The sequence below is a fragment of the Microbulbifer hydrolyticus genome, assembly GCF_009931115.1.
Classification (GTDB): domain Bacteria; phylum Pseudomonadota; class Gammaproteobacteria; order Pseudomonadales; family Cellvibrionaceae; genus Microbulbifer; species Microbulbifer hydrolyticus.
This window is the reverse complement of the sequence record NZ_CP047491.1, coordinates 956613-972724: the sequence shown is the minus strand read 5'-3', so window position 1 is coordinate 972724 and position 16112 is coordinate 956613. Positions and strand designations below refer to the sequence as shown.

The window sequence follows — 16112 nt, the reverse complement described above, 5'->3', positions numbered from 1 at the left end:
TTCCTGTTCGGGCGGAGATGTTGCCAAGTCGCTCGTTCCTTTGTGAATGCGCCAGTGTGTATACGCCAGTTATTGATGCCAATTGCTGGTACCTGGTTAGCGATCGCTAGATGATGGCCGGCAAGTCTACCGCAATCCACCACTGCGGCCACCCGTCCGCCGATGTTCTGCCCATTTGATTGCGTTCGCCGCCCTACGGTTGGCGCGAGGGGGAACTATACTCAGAGTAAGCAGTTGACGAGCCGCAAGGAGTGGCGGTAACAGAGGAGAAACGGAATGACCATCAATGCGCTGATTATCGCACTTATTTTGGCGGTTTTACTGTATGCGGTGGTGGCCATGGGCCCCCGCCCCCAGCGGGTGCGGGTTCGCATCGACCAGCCCCGGGGCAGGCACCACCGACGCTACAGGGACTGAGTTGAGACCGGCGTTGCCGGAGGCTGAACTGGTTCACAGGGTGGCTTGCCACTTTTCGCCATAATTGCTGCGTGATTTGCCCCACTGGCGCCACGCCAGTGCCTCCTTGCGAGGGTTAAATGACACTCAACCGAAGCGGGAACAACGCCCCGGTCGGAACCAAGAGCAGTCATTTCAATCCTAAATCGCAAGGAACACGATCATGAAGAAGATGTTGATGGCAGTAACCCTGAGCACCCTGACCCTGAATGCGTTTGCTAGCGCTGAGGCCGCCACTAACACAGACAAAGAATTTCAGGGTTCTGCCCTGACTCCGGCCAAACAGGCCACTGCATTTACCGGCGCCGCAGTTGCGGGTGCCGCCGTGGGTGGCCCGATCGGCTTTATCGCCGGCGCCCTCGGTGGAGCCTGGCTGGGCGAACAGATCAAGCAAGCAGAAGAGGCAGACATGCTCGCAACTCAACTCACTGAAAGCCGCACCGAACTGGGCAACCTTGCACAACAACTGGATGCGGCGCGACTGTCCGCCAACGACGCCCGCGAACTGGCACTGGAAAGCCTGGAATTCCAGATGCTGTTTACCACTGGCGATGACGAGCTGCAGGAGGCGCAAGAGCGCCAGGTAGCCGCCATGGCAGACTTCCTGAACCGCCATCCGCAGCTTCAGGTGCACCTGGAAGGACACTCTGACCCGCGCGGCAGCGACGGCTACAACAATGTACTGTCCGACCAGCGAGCCCTAAGTGTGCAACGCGCCCTGGAAGCGTATGGCGTAGCACCCGAGCGCATCGAGCGTCGCGCCCTCGGCGCCAGCCAGTCAAAGGCCACCAAAGGTGATGTGGACGCCTACGCCCTTGAGCGCCGAGTGGATATCCACTTCGGCATGCCGGAATCCATGGCGGGCACTTTCTGATCCGCTGATCCCCCCTTCCGGCTGCCGCTCCACAAAAGCGACGGCCGGAGCCAGTATCCGACTGGCAAATAGCTCCAACCCTGTAAGCTGTAACCTTGCGCGCAGCGCCCTACGCTGCGCGCTTTTTTGCACTGCTTTGCTTGAAACTGTGGCAACTTTTGCCACATACCCACCTGTTCGGGCATGATTTTCCGCCAGACCCAGCGTCCTGCACGATTAGCTGACACGAAAAACGACCATAAACAGAGATCCGGTGCCAGACTCCATCATGACCAGCCCCACTATCGCCATTGTTGAAGACGAAATCGCCATCGCCGAGAATTACCGGGACGCCCTGCGCCGCACCGGCTACCAGGTGAATCTCTACCACACACGCCCGGAGGCCCTCGCCGCGTTTCAGCAACGGCTGCCGGACCTGGCAGTGATTGACGTGGGTCTCGGTGCGGAAATCGAGGGCGGCTTTGACCTGTGCCGTGAACTGCGTGCCATGGCACCCACACTGCCGATCCTGTTTCTCACCGCACGCGACTCGGAGCTGGACATCATTTCCGGCCTGCGCCTCGGCGCCGACGACTACCTCACCAAGGACATCTCGCTGCCCCATATGCAGGCCCGCATTAGCGCCCTGTTGCGGCGCGTCAGTATCATGCAGTCCCAGAGTGAAGAAGGTGAAACCCTGACCCAGGGCGACCTTACGCTGGACGTGTCGCGCCTGCACTGCCACTGGAAAGGCGAACCCGTCGACCTGACGGTGACCGAATTCTGGATTGTGCATGCCCTGGCCAAGCGCCCCGGACACGTGAAATCCCGCAGCCAGCTGATGGAAGCTGCCAGGGTGGTGCTGGACGACAACACCATCACATCCCACGTAAAACGCATTCGGCGTAAATTTCAGACCATCGACAGCAGCTTCGACGCCATCGGCACCGCCTATGGCATGGGCTACCGCTGGCAGGTATAGCGATCAATGTGTCACCGGGAAATAACCGCCACCTAGGATGAAACTGCGCCCATGAACCTGCGCCGCCAACTGGTCCTGCTGAGCCTCTGCACGCTCGCCCTGCCCTGGGCGGGGTGCCAGTACTTGCGCCAGGTCGACGCAGCCCTGAGCCAGGGACAGATCCAGACCCTCGAGGCCACCGGCAACGCCATCGCCGCCCGCCTCGCGAGCGCGCCGGAACTGATCGCCCCCGACTCCAGGCGTACCGGCCGGCCACCCGGCGCCCAGCTGTACCTCAACCCACTCCCCCAATCACCCGTGCTGGATGGCTACGGCGAAGAGTGGCGGGCACTTGAACTGCGGCCGCGACAACTGCTCGACCAGCAGGGAGAGCCACTCGCACGGGTTACCCTCGGCAAGCATTCCAGCCACGTGTACCTGCTGCTGACCGCGAAAGATCGCAGCCCCAGCTACCACGATCCGCGCAGCCCCAGCATTTCCAGCGGCGATACGGTGGAGATCTTCACCGCGCAGAAGCAGTACACCCTGCCAGTGGCCAGCCAGGGGCCAGTGCGTGCGCTGTATTACAACCCCCGGCGCGGAAGCTACGAACGCGAACTGCGCCTGCGCGGGCGCTGGACGGCCTCGCCCCGTGGCTACCAGCTGGAACTCGCACTGCCGTTCGCGCTGACCGGCGGCGAGATGGCAATCCGCGTGCTCGACCGCACCCGAAGTGACAACAGTGAGCCCACACGCCTGGCCTCCACGCTCCCGGCCGATGGCCGCCCCGGGACGCTGGTAGAGCCCCTGCCCGCCCTGCAACAGGAACTGGAACATTTCGCACGGCCGGAACTGCACCTGACCGTGGTGGACCAGGAAGGGTTTGTGCTGGCGCAATCCGGAAACCGCCTGGGCAGCATTGCCGAGGGCGATCAGCACACCGCCGAAAACGGCCGCTGGCTGCGCGACTGGTTCTATCGCCGGCTGCTGGCCACAGACCGGCTGCCACCCTTGCCGGAAGGGGAATATCCGGTGGCGCTGACCGAAAACCGGGAGACCGCCTCGCAATGGTTCAGCGCGCCCGAAGCTACAGTGCGTGCGCCGGGGGACGAACGGATTGGTGCAGTCAGCGTGCCGGTGGTCACCCGTGCCGACAACATCATCGAGCGCCCGCTGCTGGGCCGGGTGATCGCCGCCCAGTCAGCCAGCGCCCTGCAATCCCTGACCGAGTCTGCGGCGCAGCGCCTGTGGCTGACCACTGCCGGCGCCGCCGGCCTGGTGCTCCTGCTGCTGCTGGGCTATGCCAGCTGGCTCTCGTGGCGCATCCGTCGCCTGCACCGCGCGGCCCGCACGGCGGTGGACAGCAGCGGCCGCCTGCGGGGCGACTTTCCGCGCCCCTACCTCAATGACGAGCTGGGCGCGCTCAACCGCGCGTTCGCCAGCCTCCTCGCGGAGCTGGACCACTACCACCAGTATTTGCGCAGCCTGGCGAGCAAGCTCTCCCACGAATTGCGTACCCCTCTGGCGGTGGTACGCTCCTCGCTGGACAATTTGGCGGCCGGTGAACTGGACCAGGACAGCCGACGCTACGCCGAACGCGCCGCCGAGGGGGGCGCACGGCTCTCCGCGATCCTCAACGCGTTGTCCGCCGCCAACCATCTGGAGGCCAGTATCAGCCAGGCCGACAAAGAGGAGTTTGACCTCGCCGACCTGTTGCAACTGCTGACCCAGAGCTACGCCGACGCACACCGCGGGCACCACTTTGATGTGCAGTGCCCCGGGAGCCCCCAGCTGTACCACGGCGCCCCCGAGCTTCTCGCGCAGTTGCTGGACAAGCTGGTGGATAACGCCGTGAGTTTTGCCCCCGGGGGCAGCGAAATCCGCCTCACACTCGAAGCGGACAGTCAGGAATATCGCCTGAGCGTGAGCAACGAAGGGCCGCAGCTGCCGCCGGGCTTCGGCCAGAAACTGTTCGACTCGCTGGTTTCCGTGCGCGACGATGGCGGCAAGGCCGGCCACCTGGGGCTCGGCCTGCATATCGCGCGGCTGATTGCGGACTTCCACCAGGGGACCCTGGACGCCGCCAACCGGGAAGATGGCAAAGGGGTCACCTTCACACTACAGCTCCCGCGTTAACACGCGCCGCCGCATCCGCCTGAGGCCCCTGCACACGACACCTGAAACCCTCAATTCGCCGGCAATTCGCCCCGGTCACAAACTGCCCGCCACAGTGGTTGACAAACAAGCGGCGCTGGGGATAATGTCGCGTCCCAAACGGGCCCCCGGCCCGAAGTTCGAGTTTTACAGATTCCAGACAGGAGCAACCGGTGGCCAACTCACCTCAAGCGAAGAAACGCGCGCGCCAGAACGAAAAGCGCCGCAATCACAACGCCAGTCTGCGCTCCATGGTGCGCACCTACATCAAAAAGGTAGTTGCAGCCATCGATGCAGGTGATGCAGAAAAAGCCAAGACCGCTTACGCGGAAGCTGTGCCGGTTATCGACCGCATGGCCGACAAGGGCATCATTCACAAGAACAAGGCTGCTCGTCATAAGAGCCGCCTGAATGATCAGATCAAAAAGCTGGCTGCCTAAGCCCTAGCTTTCTGAGCATAAAAAAACCCTGCTATTGCGGGGTTTTTTTATGCCTGGCGTTTCGATCACCGCTGCAGGTTACAGCAAGATCAGGTTATCCCGATGAATCAGCTCGTCGTCATCCCGGTACCCGAGCAAATCCACGATGCGATCGGAAGGCTGGCCACAAATCTTCTGTGCCTCGGAGCTGTCGTAGTTCACCAGGCCGCGGGCCACCTCTTCCCCGGCCTCATTCACACAACTCACCAGCTCCCCGCGGTGAAAACGGCCCTCAAGCCCCACCACGCCCACCGGCAACAGGCTCTTGCCCTGATTGCACAGCGCGCGCTCCGCACCGGCATCCAGCCGCAAGCGGCCGCGCACCTGTAACTGGCCGGCCAGCCAGCGTTTGCGCGCCGTGAGCGGATCCGCCTCCGGCAACAGCAGAGTGCCCAGGTCTTCGCCCGCAACCACACGCTCAATCACCGAGTCGATGGCACCACCAACAATCACCGTACGCGCACCCGAGCGCGCCGCCAGCTGCGCGGCACGCACCTTGGTCGCCATACCGCCACGCCCAAGTCCGCTGCGGGAGTCCCCCGCCATCACCGCCAGGCGCGGGTCTGTCGCGGCGGCCTCACGCACCAGCTCGGCAGCGGGATTATCGCGGGGATCCTCGGTAAACAGGCCCTCGGCATCGGTGAGAATCAGCAGCACATCCGCCTCCACCAGGTTCGCCACCAGCGCACCCAGGGTGTCGTTGTCACCAAAGCGGATCTCGTCGGTTACCACCGTATCGTTTTCATTAATGATGGGCACAGCGCCGAGGGACAACAGCGTCTTTAGGGTGCTGCGCGCATTGAGATAGCGGGTGCGATTGGAGAGGTCATCGTGGTCCAGCAGGATCTGCGCCGCGCGACAGTCGTACTGGCCAAACGCGTGCTCATACACCTGCACCAGGTGCGTCTGGCCCACCGCGGCGGCGGCCTGCAACTGGTGGATGGATTCCGGGCGCTTGGGCCACCCCAGGCGGTCCATGCCCGCCGCCACCGCGCCGGAGGATACCAGCAACACTTCGATACCCTGGCGGCGCAGGGCACTGATCTGTCCGGCCCAGTTGTAAATGGCCGCACGATTCACACCGCGGCCGTTATCGGTGAGCAGCGCGCTGCCGATTTTGATGACCCAGCGCTTGCTGGTAGAGAGCTGCTGGCGCGGCGAGTTGGAGTCCATTTCTTCCTCGTATCAGGACGCGCCCTTACAGGGGAGACCTCAAGCAGGATAATCCGCTGATGGGGCGCATAAATCAGGGACGATATTCTACATCGACGTCATAGTCATCGTCGTCCCAATCTTCGTCATCTTCGCCAGATTCTTTTGCAGCCTTGCGTTTGGCCCGTTGCGTTTCACGCAACTCCTCGATGCGTTCCCGCGCCTCGCGCTGCATCTGCCGCTGGGACTCCAGCTCAGCCTCGTACAGTGAACCGTCGCGCTCTTCCAGCTCCTTGCGCTCTTCCAGGTAGTCCATCAGCTGGCCAGTCAGCACGTCAGTGCCCTCGCCGCGAATGGCCGCCACCCGGAATACCGGCCCCTGCCACCCCAGCGCATTGACTACCGACTGGCAGCGCTCTTCCAGCTCATCCGCTGGCACCAGGTCGGTCTTGTTCAGCACCAGCCAGCGCTCGCGTCCGGCCAATGTGGGGCTGAAGGCCTCCAGCTCGTGCTCGATTGCCAGCGCATTCTGCGCCGGGTCGGAGCCGTCGAACGGCGCCAGATCCACCAGGTGCAGCAGTACACGGCAGCGGGTCAGGTGCTTCAGGAAACGCACACCGAGACCGGCCCCTTCCGCAGCGCCTTCGATCAGGCCGGGAATATCCGCAATCACGAAGCTGCGGTATTTCTGCACCTTTACGACCCCCAGATTCGGCACCAGCGTGGTGAAGGGGTAATTGGCAACCTTGGGCTTGGCGGCAGACACGGCGCGAATAAACGTCGACTTGCCGGCATTGGGCAGCCCGAGCATGCCCACATCCGCCAGCACCTTCAGCTCCAGCTTGAGGTTGCGGCGCTCGCCCTCACTGCCCGGAGTGGTCTGGCGCGGGGCGCGGTTGGTACTGGACTTGAAGCGGGTGTTGCCGAGGCCATGCCAGCCGCCCTGGGCCACCATCAGCTTTTCGCCGTGCTCCAGCAGATCCCCAAGGGTCTCACCAGTATCCACATCGATCGCGGTAGTACCCACCGGGACCTTGAGTTCCAGGTGCTCGCCCTTGGCGCCGGTACAGTTGCGACCGCGCCCGGCTTCGCCGTTCTGGGCCTGGTAGTTGGGCTGGTAACGGTAGTCCACCAGGGTATTCAGTGACTCATCAGCCACCAGAAACACCGAGCCGCCGTCGCCGCCGTCACCGCCGTCGGGCCCGCCCTTGGCGACGAATTTCTCGCGCCGGAAGCTCAAACACCCTTTACCGCCGTTGCCGGCCTGCACCGTAATCGGCGCCTCATCTACAAATTTCATGACTCTACTTACCGGGTTTACCGGCCTTCAGTGTAATTTGCCCACAGACATTACAAAAAAAAGGGCAACATACAAAAAAGCCCCGCGATTGCGGGGCTTTTTATCAGGCGTTATGACCGCTTAGGCTGTTTCGATGGAAACAAACTTGCGGTTATTGGCGCCTTTCACCTCAAACTTCACTACGCCATCGGCGGTAGCGAACAGGGTGTGATCTTTGCCCATACCAACGTTAACACCAGCGTGGAACTTGGTGCCGCGCTGACGAACGATGATGCTGCCTGCAGAGACAGCCTGACCGCCAAAGCGCTTTACGCCCAGGCGTTTACTTTCGGAATCGCGACCGTTGCGCGTACTACCGCCAGCTTTCTTATGTGCCATGAGTAGTTACTCCTCTTCTATTACCTGGTGATTAGCCTTTGATGCCAGTGATTTTAACTTCGGTGTACCACTGACGGTGGCCCTGACGCTTCATGGAGTGCTTACGACGACGGAATTTGATGATTCTCACCTTCTCGCCGCGGCCGTGGCTCAGCACTTCTGCAGTCACCTTGGCACCTTCCACTACCGGCGCACCGATGTTGATGGCATCGCCGTCAACTACCATCAGAACCTTGTCGAAATCGACAGATTCACCGGTAGCCACTTCAATTTTTTCCAGGCGCAGAACTTCGCCTTCTTCTACACGGTGTTGCTTACCACCGCTTTCAATAACAGCGTACATATTTCTATGCTCCAACAAAATGGACGACACGAAGCAGCGGCGGGGTCACAATGTCAACACGGTGACCGGGTAGCCAGCATTTTGGGAGCTTGCGCCGTTGATGATTGATACTTCGTTTCCCGCCCCTGAACCAGCCAAACGGCAGGCCCGGTTTGAGCGGGGCGCAGATTCTAATCAATTCGCCCGATTGATACAATAGCGCACTTTTCCGGCAACCCTGCTTTCCGCCCGGCCCCAAAACGGCTAGGCTTGCCGCCGTAAACCGATACAGTAGAAGTATAAGGACCCTGCATGTTGCCCTTTCATCAGGTAGCCGCGGACGACTTCGCCGCCGTCAACCAGCATATTCTCGACCAACTGCACTCTGACGTTCCCCTGGTGGAGAACATCGGCCACTATCTGGTGGAAGCGGGCGGCAAACGCCTGCGCCCCCTGCTGGTGCTGCTGTGCAGCCGCGCTGCGGGCTACCAGGGCAGCGACCATATCGGCCTCGCCACCATTATCGAGTTTATCCACACCGCCACCCTGCTGCACGATGACGTGGTAGACACCTCGGACATGCGCCGCGGCCGCCTGACCGCCAACGCCCAGTGGGGCAACGCACCCGCGGTGCTGGTGGGTGACTTCCTCTACTCCCGCGCCTTCCAGATGATGGTAGCCCTCAAAGACATGGACATCATGTCCATTCTCTCGGACACCACCAATACCATCGCCGAGGGCGAGGTACAGCAGCTGGTGAATGCGGGCGACCCGGCCGTTACCGAAGCCAATTACCTGAACGTCATCCACAAGAAGACCGGCGCGCTGTTCGAGGCCGCCTGTGAGACCGCTGCCGTGCTGGCCGGCTGCAGCGCGGAAGAGCGCGAGTCCCTAAAGCTCTACGGACGCCACCTGGGCTCCGCCTTCCAGCTGGTGGACGACGCCCTGGATTACCGCGGCAATTCAGAAGAGCTGGGCAAGAACGTCGGCGACGACCTCGCCGAGGGCAAGCCCACCCTGCCGCTGATCTATGCCATGGCCAATGGTACAGAGGAGCAGGCGGCACTGGTGAAAGAGGCCATCGAACAGAAGAGCGCGGACAAGCTGGAGCAGATCGTCGCCGCCATCGAGGCCTGCGGAGCCCTGGACTACACCTTCGATCGCGCCCGCGCCGAGGTGGATCTGGCACTGGAAAAGCTGGAGTTCTTGCCAGAGGGAGCCCACAAAACCGCCCTGCAACAGCTGGCCAGCTTTGCGATAGAGAGAACGGTCTGACAAAAACTCAGCCCATAAAAAAACCCGGCTATTATGCCGGGTTTTTTATTGCGCTTTAGGCGCACTTACAGCTTCATATCACCAAAGAAGTTCTTCACCCCTTCAAACCAACCGGTCTGACGCGGGGAGTTTTTCTTCTCACTCAGGGTGCCGGCAAACTCCTCCAGCAGCTCTTTCTGCTTGCTGGACAGGCTGACCGGGGTTTCCACCACCACGCGACACAGCAGGTCGCCAGGGGCACCGCCGCGCACCGGGGTCACGCCTTTGCCGCGCAGGCGGAACAGCTTGCCGGTCTGGCTCTCGGCCGGGATCTTCAGCTTTACCTTCCCATCCAGGGTCGGCACTTCCATTTCACCGCCCAGAGCGGCGGTCACAAAGCTGATCGGCACCTCGCAGTAGAGGTTCTTGCCGTCGCGCTGGAACAGCTCGTGTTCGCGCACCATCACCTGCACATAGAGGTCGCCGGCCGGGCCGCCATCGGGTCCCGCCTCGCCTTCACCGGCAAGGCGGATGCGATCGCCGGTATCCACACCTGGCGGTACTTTTACCGACAGGGTCTTGGTTTCTTCCACACGTCCACGGCCGTGACAGCTGCCGCAGGGGTCGGTGATTACGCTGCCGCGTCCACGACAGTTGGGGCAAGTCTGCTGAACGGAGAAAAAGCCCTGCTGCATGCGCACCTGGCCGGCACCGCCACAGGTACCACAGGTCTGGGGCTGGGAGCCGGCCTTGGCACCAGAGCCATGGCAGGTGCCACAGTTGGCCAGGGTCGGCACCTTGATCTTGACCGTGGTGCCGCGCACCGCGTCTTCCAGGTCCAGGTCCAGGTCGTAGCGCAGGTCGGAACCGCGCTGCGGACCGCGACGACCACCGCCGCCGGCACCGCCAAAGATATCGCCAAATACATCACCGAAAATATCGGAGAAGCCACCGAAGCCACCGGCACCAGCACCACCCGCCTGACCGTCAACACCGGCATGGCCGAACTGGTCATAAGCGGCTTTCTTCTGCGGGTCGGACAGGACTTCATAGGCCTCATTGGCCTCTTTGAATTTGTTCTCCGCCTCTTTATCGTCGGGATTGCGGTCCGGGTGAAATTTCATCGCCACCCGGCGGTAAGCTTTTTTCAGCTCCTTTTCATCCGCGCCTTTGCTGACACCGAGGACTTCGTAGTAATCGCGTTTGGACATAGCTCTGTGTGTTCTTTTTAAACTGCTCTCTTTTTCAGGTGCGCCGTAAAACCGCGCAAGGCGCGAAGCCCCGAATCAGCTGATCGGACCTCCGCGCCCCTGAGCGAGTAAGCGCTGGGACACCGCCGGAGAGCCGGCGGCAGCCACAACTTACTTGTCTTCTTTCTTGTCGTCTTTGACTTCTTCGAACTCAGCGTCCACTGCGTCGTCACCGCCGGAAGACTGGGCCTGTTCAGCCTGCTCCGCGGCCGCTTCGCCGGCCTGAGCCTGCTCTGCGTACATCTTCTGGGCTACCGGGCCGGAGGCTTCGGTGAGCTTGGTGGTCGCGGCTTCCATGGCAGCCTTGTCGTTGCCTTTGACCGCTTCCTCAGCTTCTGAAAGCGCTGCGTCAATCGCGGCTTTCTCTTCCGCGGTCGCCTTGTCGCCAGCCTCTTCCAGAGTCTTCTTGGTGGCAGAGATCAGGCCGTCGAGGGTGTTGCGGGTGGTGACCAGCTCCTCGAACTGCTTGTCCGCTTCGGCGTTGGCCTCGGCGTCCTGCACCATTTTATCGATCTCTTCATCGGACAGGCCGGAGGAGGCCTTGATCACGATGGACTGCTCCTTGCCGGTGGCCTTGTCTTTGGCGTGCACGTGCAGGATGCCGTTGGCATCGATATCGAAGGTCACTTCGATCTGCGGCATGCCGCGCGGCGCCGGCGGGATATCGGCCAGGTCGAAACGACCCAGGGACTTGTTCTGCGCCGCCTGCTTGCGCTCACCCTGTACCACGTGAATGGTCACGGCAGTCTGGTTGTCGTCCGCGGTGGAGAACACCTGAGACTTCTTGGTCGGGATGGTGGTGTTCTTGTCGATCAGCGGAGTCGCCACGCCACCCATGGTCTCGATGCCCAGGGTCAGCGGGGTTACATCCAGCAGCAGTACGTCTTTTACGTCACCGCCCAGAACCGCGCCCTGGATCGCTGCACCAACGGCTACCGCTTCGTCCGGGTTCACGTCTTTGCGCGGCTCTTTGCCGAAGAATTCGGTCACTTTGGCCTGCACCAGCGGCATGCGGGTCTGACCGCCCACCAGAATTACTTCGTCGATGCTGGACGCGGACATGTCGGCATCGGCTAGAGCGGTTTTCACCGGCTCCAGAGAGCGGGCAACCAGCTCTTCTACCAGGCTTTCCAGCTTGGCGCGGGTCAGTTTAACGACCAGGTGCTTCGGACCAGTGGCGTCTGCAGTGATGTACGGCAGGTTCACTTCGGTCTGCTGGCTGGAAGACAGCTCGATCTTGGCTTTTTCCGCGGCTTCTTTCAGACGCTGCATGGCCAGGGGGTCGCCCTTCAGGTCGATGCCCTGCTCTTTCTTGAACTGTTCGGCCAGGTAGTCGATCAGGCGCAGGTCGAAGTCCTCACCACCGAGGAAGGTGTCACCGTTGGTAGACAGCACTTCAAACTGCTTCTCGCCATCGACGTCAGCAATTTCGATGATGGAGATATCGAAAGTACCACCACCGAGGTCGTAGACCGCGATGGTGCGGTCGCCGCCGGCTTTGTCCATGCCGTAGGCCAGCGCCGCTGCCGTCGGCTCGTTGATAATGCGCTTCACGTCCAGACCGGCGATACGGCCGGCGTCTTTGGTGGCCTGACGCTGGGAGTCGTTGAAGTAGGCCGGCACGGTGATTACCGCGGCGTCTACCTTCTCACCGAGGAAGTCTTCCGCGGTCTTCTTCATTTTCTTCAGCACTTCGGCAGAGATCTGCGGCGGCGCTTTCTTGTCGCCCTTCACTTCTACCCAGGCATCGCCGTTTTCGGCTTCAACGATGGAGTAAGGCACCATCTTGATGTCTTTCTGTACCACGTCGTCTTTGAACTTGCGGCCGATCAGGCGCTTGACGGCGTACAGGGTGTTGTTGGGGTTGGTCACGGACTGGCGCTTGGCGGACTGGCCTACCAGTACTTCGTTGTCTTCGGTGAAGGCGACGATGGAAGGCGTAGTGCGATCGCCCTCAGCGTTTTCAATTACACGCGCCTTGTCGCCGTCCAGTACCGCCACACAGCTGTTGGTGGTACCCAGGTCGATGCCGATGATTTTTCCCATTTCTGATTCCTCAATTTGCGGCGCGCGCCGGCGCGGGACACGTTGTCTGGCCTGGTGCTGCGCGTTTGAATTCGGTTGCCTGCTAATATTGGTGCCGCTGTTTCGTTTTCAAGGGGCGGCCGCCACAGGGATTTCAAATTGCCTTACGGCGCCTTGCTGACCACAACCATTGCCGGGCGCATCAGGCGCCCGTGCAGGCGGTAGCCTTTCTGGAATACATCCAGCACGGTGTTTGGCTCGACGTCGCCGTTGGGCACCTGCGTCATGGCCTGGTGCAGTTCCGGATCAAAGGGCTCGCCAGCCGGGTCGATGACCTCGACACTGTATTTGCCGAGCGTGTCGATAAAGGACTTGTGGGTCAGCTCGATCCCCTCCACAACCGCCTTTTGCGACTCATCTTCACTGTCGATGGTCGAGAGCGCACGCTCCAGGTTATCCACCACCGGAAGCAGGTCCTTGAGAAGCTTCTCCACACCGAACTTGTGGGCCTTTTCCACATCCTGCTGGGCGCGACGGCGGGCATTCTGCACCTCAGCCTGGGCACGCAGTACCATGTCTTTGTGGTCCGCCAGCTGCTGATGCAGGGAGGCAATCTCCTCCACCAGCGCATTTTCCTCGCCGGCTTCTATGCTGTCGGCGGCCAACTCTTCCGCCAGAGCCTCTTCCGCCGCGTGCTGCTCTTCCACGCTGGGCTGCTCCACTTCGGCCTGCTCGCCGATCTGATCTTCTTCGCTGCGCTCTTTGGCCACTGCTTTCTCCGTCTGTGTCCGTCGGTCTACTGCCAATAGGTCAAATGAGTAACTCTCGGTGCGGCGGAACCGAACCGGGGGTGAAGGGCTATATGGGGGCGGCCCCGGGCACTTCAAGTGATTCCGCTGCACGCGTCAGCAGGGGCCAGCCTGTCGCGGCGCACACCACAGGGTAATGTGGCGATATCAGGCTGGCGAGGGCCGATCGATGCACAATCAACGCCCGGGGTGATTGAAACGGCGGCGCCAAATACTGTATAAACAACCACTATTCGGATAGCCACGAAAATAATCTCATGTTGCTGCACCTGTCTATCAGTCAGTTCACCCTGGTCGACCAGCTGGAGCTGGAATTCGGCCCCGGTACCAGCACCCTCACCGGCGAAACCGGTGCGGGCAAGTCCATCACCCTGGATGCCCTCGGTCTCGCCCTCGGCGACCGCGGCAACGGTGAGCTGGTGCGTGCCGGCGCCAAACGCGCCGACATCCACGCCACCTTCGATATCAGCGATCACCAGGAGGCTCATGCCTGGCTGGAGGAGCAGGAGATGGATGCCGGGCGCGAGGTAATCCTGCGCCGCACCATCAGTGCCGACGGCCGCTCGCGAGCCTATATCAACGGCCAGCCGGTAACGCTGATGCAGCTGCGCACCCTCGGTGAGCAGCTGATCGACATCCACAGCCAGCACGAACACCAGTCACTGCTGAAAAAGGACACCCACCGCCGGCTGCTGGATGAATACGCCCACGCCGAGGCGCACAGCGCCGAAGTGCGCATTCACTACAAGAACTGGCAGGACCAGTACCGCCGCTACCGCAGGCTGGCAGACAGCGCCGAGGAAACCCAGGCTCGCCGTGACCTGCTGGAATACCAGCTGGAAGAACTGGAGCAACTGGACCTCAAGCCCAGCGAGCTGGAGGAGCTGGAAAGCGAGCAACGCCAACTGGCCAACGCCGGCGACATCCTTAACGGCAGCTATCAACTGGCCGCACTGCTGAATGGCGGTGAGGGCGATATTGCCGAGCAACTGCACCGCGCCCTGCAACTGGTCGGCGCCATGCCGGAACAGAGCCCGGCACTGGCGGAAGTGGCGCAGATGCTCGACAGCGCCCGCATCCAGATTGACGAAGCCGCGAGCACCCTGTCGCGGCATATCGACCGGTTCGAGATGGACCCGGAGCGCCTGGCAGAGGTCGAGGAGCGACTGTCCGCAATCTACTCCCTGGCCCGCAAACACCGGGTACAGCCGGACCAGCTGACGGAACTGCACCAGCAGTGGCAGCAGGAGCTGGAGGAAATCGGCGCACCAGATGCCCTCGACAAACTGGCGGACGAGTGCGCCCGGCTGGAGCAAGCATTCCGCAAAAGTGCCGCCAAGCTCAGCAAACTGCGTGCCGCGGCGGCAGCGAAACTCGCCGAGGCGGTCAACGGACAACTGGCGGACCTCGCCATGCCCCATGCGCGCGTGGAGCTGGCGCTGACCGAACTGGACAAGCCCTGTGCCACCGGCCTCGAGGAGGTGGAGATCCTGATCGCCACCAACCCGGGCCAGCCGGCCAGAGCCCTCGGCAAGATTGCCTCCGGTGGCGAACTGTCGCGGGTCAGCCTGGCGATCCAGGTCATCACTGCGCAGACATCCCGCACCCCCACACTGGTGTTCGACGAAGTGGATGTGGGGATCGGCGGCGCCACCGGCGATGTGGTGGGCAAGCTACTGCGCCAGCTTGGCGAGCGCGGCCAGGTCATCTGCGTTACCCATCTGGCGCAGGTGGCGGCCCGAGCCCACCGCCAGTATCTGGTGGAAAAGCATAGCGACGGCGAGGCGGCGTTCGTGGCCCTGCGGGAACTGAGGGACACCGAGCGCAGTACCGAGATAGCGCGCATGCTGGGTGGTGAAGCCACTACCCAATCCATCGCCCACGCGGAAGAAATGCTGAGCAGGGCCTGATCGGCCGGGGCCTGCAGTCCGCAAGAAATAAAACCACACAGTCCCAGATAATCGGCCCCGGCGACCTGCCAGGGCCGAAATTGACCGAAAGCGGCGTGAGATTCACCTTATACTGCCGCGCCCTCACGCAAGCCCCACCGGGGATCCAACTACACTGACGGGCAAAGAACTCGGTCGTACCATGCAGATAACCATTTTTAACACCCCCATCCTGACTCCCTGCCTGCGCCTGGTAGCACGCCTGCTTCTCAAGCTGCACGGGTGGAGAGTCGTCGCCGATGAGCGCGCACTGAAACTCAAGAAGTACGTGCTGCTCGCCGCCCCGCACACGTCCAACTGGGACGGCTACTTCTTTATCCTCGCGGCGCTCAAGCTCAAGGTGAACCCGCAATGGATGGGCAAGGACAAACTGTTCAAGTTCCCCCTGGGCGGCACCATGCGCTGGTTCGGAGGTATTGCGGTGGACCGCAGCAAGGCCAATAACCTGGTGGAAGCCACGGTGAACCAGTACAAATCGCGGGAAGAATTGGTGATTGCCGTTCCCCCCGAGGGCACTCGCGGCAAAACAGAGCGCTGGAAAACCGGCTTTTACCACATCGCCCGCGGTGCGGCGGTACCGGTGGTCTGCGGATTTGTCGATTTCGCCAAAAAAGAGGCCGGTCTGGGGCCGGTAATGGAGATGGGCGAAAATCTGGCCAAGGAACTGGCGCGGTTTGGCAGCTTCTACGCGGGCAAAGTGGGCAAATATCCCGACGATTACACCGCCCCGGTGTAATCGGGCCAGTACCCAGACGTAAAAAGGGGAGCTT

At 61.8% G+C, this 16112-nt stretch carries 15 protein-coding genes; 8 read left to right on the top strand and 7 right to left on the bottom strand.

The window, feature by feature from the left end; all coding sequences use genetic code 11:
• The first annotated feature begins 276 nt into the window (after positions 1-276).
• The 5 genes from GTQ55_RS04100 (at position 277) to rpsT (ending at position 4864) form a co-directional block, all read left to right on the top strand.
• Entirely contained in the window at positions 277-417 is a 141-nt protein-coding gene (locus GTQ55_RS04100; RefSeq protein WP_161857592.1) for a hypothetical protein, read from the top strand.
• 202 nt (positions 418-619) lie between these two features.
• On the top strand, positions 620-1330 hold the full coding sequence (locus GTQ55_RS04095) for an OmpA family protein (RefSeq protein ID WP_161857591.1): 711 nt from the start codon (positions 620-622) through the stop codon (positions 1328-1330).
• A 268-nt stretch (positions 1331-1598) separates the two neighbouring features.
• A complete protein-coding gene (gene pdsR / locus GTQ55_RS04090) occupies positions 1599-2291 on the top strand; it encodes a proteobacterial dedicated sortase system response regulator (RefSeq protein WP_161857590.1) in 693 nt (230 codons plus the stop codon).
• A gap of 51 nt (positions 2292-2342) precedes the next feature.
• On the top strand, positions 2343-4406 hold the full coding sequence (locus GTQ55_RS04085; RefSeq protein WP_161857589.1) for an ATP-binding protein: 2064 nt from the start codon (positions 2343-2345) through the stop codon (positions 4404-4406).
• A 191-nt stretch (positions 4407-4597) separates the two neighbouring features.
• Positions 4598-4864, top strand: coding sequence for a 30S ribosomal protein S20 (gene rpsT, locus GTQ55_RS04080; protein WP_161857588.1), 267 nt, complete (start codon positions 4598-4600; stop codon positions 4862-4864).
• A gap of 78 nt (positions 4865-4942) precedes the next feature.
• Here rpsT and proB read toward each other — a convergent pair whose 3' ends face one another.
• The 4 genes from proB to rplU form a co-directional block, all read right to left on the bottom strand.
• On the bottom strand, positions 4943-6076 hold the full coding sequence (proB, locus tag GTQ55_RS04075; RefSeq protein ID WP_161857587.1) for a glutamate 5-kinase: 1134 nt from the start codon (positions 6074-6076) through the stop codon (positions 4943-4945).
• Between the two features lie 73 nt (positions 6077-6149).
• On the bottom strand, positions 6150-7355 hold the full coding sequence (cgtA, locus tag GTQ55_RS04070) for an Obg family GTPase CgtA (protein WP_161857586.1): 1206 nt from the start codon (positions 7353-7355) through the stop codon (positions 6150-6152).
• A 120-nt stretch (positions 7356-7475) separates the two neighbouring features.
• A complete protein-coding gene (gene rpmA, locus GTQ55_RS04065; protein WP_010132157.1) occupies positions 7476-7733 on the bottom strand; it encodes a 50S ribosomal protein L27 in 258 nt (85 codons plus the stop codon).
• Positions 7734-7764: 31 nt separating this feature from the next.
• A complete protein-coding gene (rplU, locus tag GTQ55_RS04060) occupies positions 7765-8076 on the bottom strand; it encodes a 50S ribosomal protein L21 (RefSeq protein ID WP_161857585.1) in 312 nt (103 codons plus the stop codon).
• Positions 8077-8367: 291 nt separating this feature from the next.
• Here rplU and ispB point away from each other — a divergent pair, with 291 nt between their 5' ends.
• Entirely contained in the window at positions 8368-9330 is a 963-nt protein-coding gene (gene ispB, locus GTQ55_RS04055) for an octaprenyl diphosphate synthase (protein WP_161857584.1), read from the top strand.
• A 65-nt stretch (positions 9331-9395) separates the two neighbouring features.
• Here ispB and dnaJ read toward each other — a convergent pair whose 3' ends face one another.
• The 3 genes from dnaJ to grpE form a co-directional block, all read right to left on the bottom strand.
• On the bottom strand, positions 9396-10520 hold the full coding sequence (dnaJ, locus tag GTQ55_RS04050; protein WP_161857583.1) for a molecular chaperone DnaJ: 1125 nt from the start codon (positions 10518-10520) through the stop codon (positions 9396-9398).
• 150 nt (positions 10521-10670) lie between these two features.
• Positions 10671-12605 carry a molecular chaperone DnaK gene (dnaK, locus tag GTQ55_RS04045; protein ID WP_161857582.1) on the bottom strand — a complete coding sequence of 645 codons (1935 nt, stop codon included), beginning with the start codon at positions 12603-12605 and terminating at the stop codon, positions 10671-10673.
• Between the two features lie 143 nt (positions 12606-12748).
• Entirely contained in the window at positions 12749-13354 is a 606-nt protein-coding gene (grpE, locus tag GTQ55_RS04040) for a nucleotide exchange factor GrpE (protein ID WP_161857581.1), read from the bottom strand.
• A gap of 296 nt (positions 13355-13650) precedes the next feature.
• Here grpE and recN point away from each other — a divergent pair, with 296 nt between their 5' ends.
• Together recN and GTQ55_RS04030 are read left to right on the top strand one after the other, a co-directional pair.
• Complete coding sequence (recN, locus tag GTQ55_RS04035; RefSeq protein ID WP_161857580.1) at positions 13651-15303, top strand: DNA repair protein RecN; 1653 nt, start codon at positions 13651-13653, stop codon at positions 15301-15303.
• A 181-nt stretch (positions 15304-15484) separates the two neighbouring features.
• Positions 15485-16078 carry a 1-acyl-sn-glycerol-3-phosphate acyltransferase gene (locus GTQ55_RS04030; protein WP_161857579.1) on the top strand — a complete coding sequence of 198 codons (594 nt, stop codon included), beginning with the start codon at positions 15485-15487 and terminating at the stop codon, positions 16076-16078.
• The last annotated feature ends 34 nt before the right edge of the window (positions 16079-16112 follow it).

Coding starts and splice junctions, on each gene's coding strand:
- cgtA (WP_161857586.1), bottom strand. CDS start 7,355: ATGAAATTTGTAGATGAGGCGCCGATTACGGTGCAGGCCGGCAACGGC.
- dnaK (WP_161857582.1), bottom strand. CDS start 12,605: ATGGGAAAAATCATCGGCATCGACCTGGGTACCACCAACAGCTGTGTG.
- rpmA (WP_010132157.1), bottom strand. CDS start 7,733: ATGGCACATAAGAAAGCTGGCGGTAGTACGCGCAACGGTCGCGATTCC.
- ispB (WP_161857584.1), top strand. CDS start 8,368: ATGTTGCCCTTTCATCAGGTAGCCGCGGACGACTTCGCCGCCGTCAAC.
- dnaJ (WP_161857583.1), bottom strand. CDS start 10,520: ATGTCCAAACGCGATTACTACGAAGTCCTCGGTGTCAGCAAAGGCGCG.
- recN (WP_161857580.1), top strand. CDS start 13,651: ATGTTGCTGCACCTGTCTATCAGTCAGTTCACCCTGGTCGACCAGCTG.
- pdsR (WP_161857590.1), top strand. CDS start 1,599: ATGACCAGCCCCACTATCGCCATTGTTGAAGACGAAATCGCCATCGCC.
- rplU (WP_161857585.1), bottom strand. CDS start 8,076: ATGTACGCTGTTATTGAAAGCGGTGGTAAGCAACACCGTGTAGAAGAA.
- GTQ55_RS04085 (WP_161857589.1), top strand. CDS start 2,343: ATGAACCTGCGCCGCCAACTGGTCCTGCTGAGCCTCTGCACGCTCGCC.
- GTQ55_RS04100 (WP_161857592.1), top strand. CDS start 277: ATGACCATCAATGCGCTGATTATCGCACTTATTTTGGCGGTTTTACTG.
- GTQ55_RS04095 (WP_161857591.1), top strand. CDS start 620: ATGAAGAAGATGTTGATGGCAGTAACCCTGAGCACCCTGACCCTGAAT.
- GTQ55_RS04030 (WP_161857579.1), top strand. CDS start 15,485: ATGCAGATAACCATTTTTAACACCCCCATCCTGACTCCCTGCCTGCGC.
- proB (WP_161857587.1), bottom strand. CDS start 6,076: ATGGACTCCAACTCGCCGCGCCAGCAGCTCTCTACCAGCAAGCGCTGG.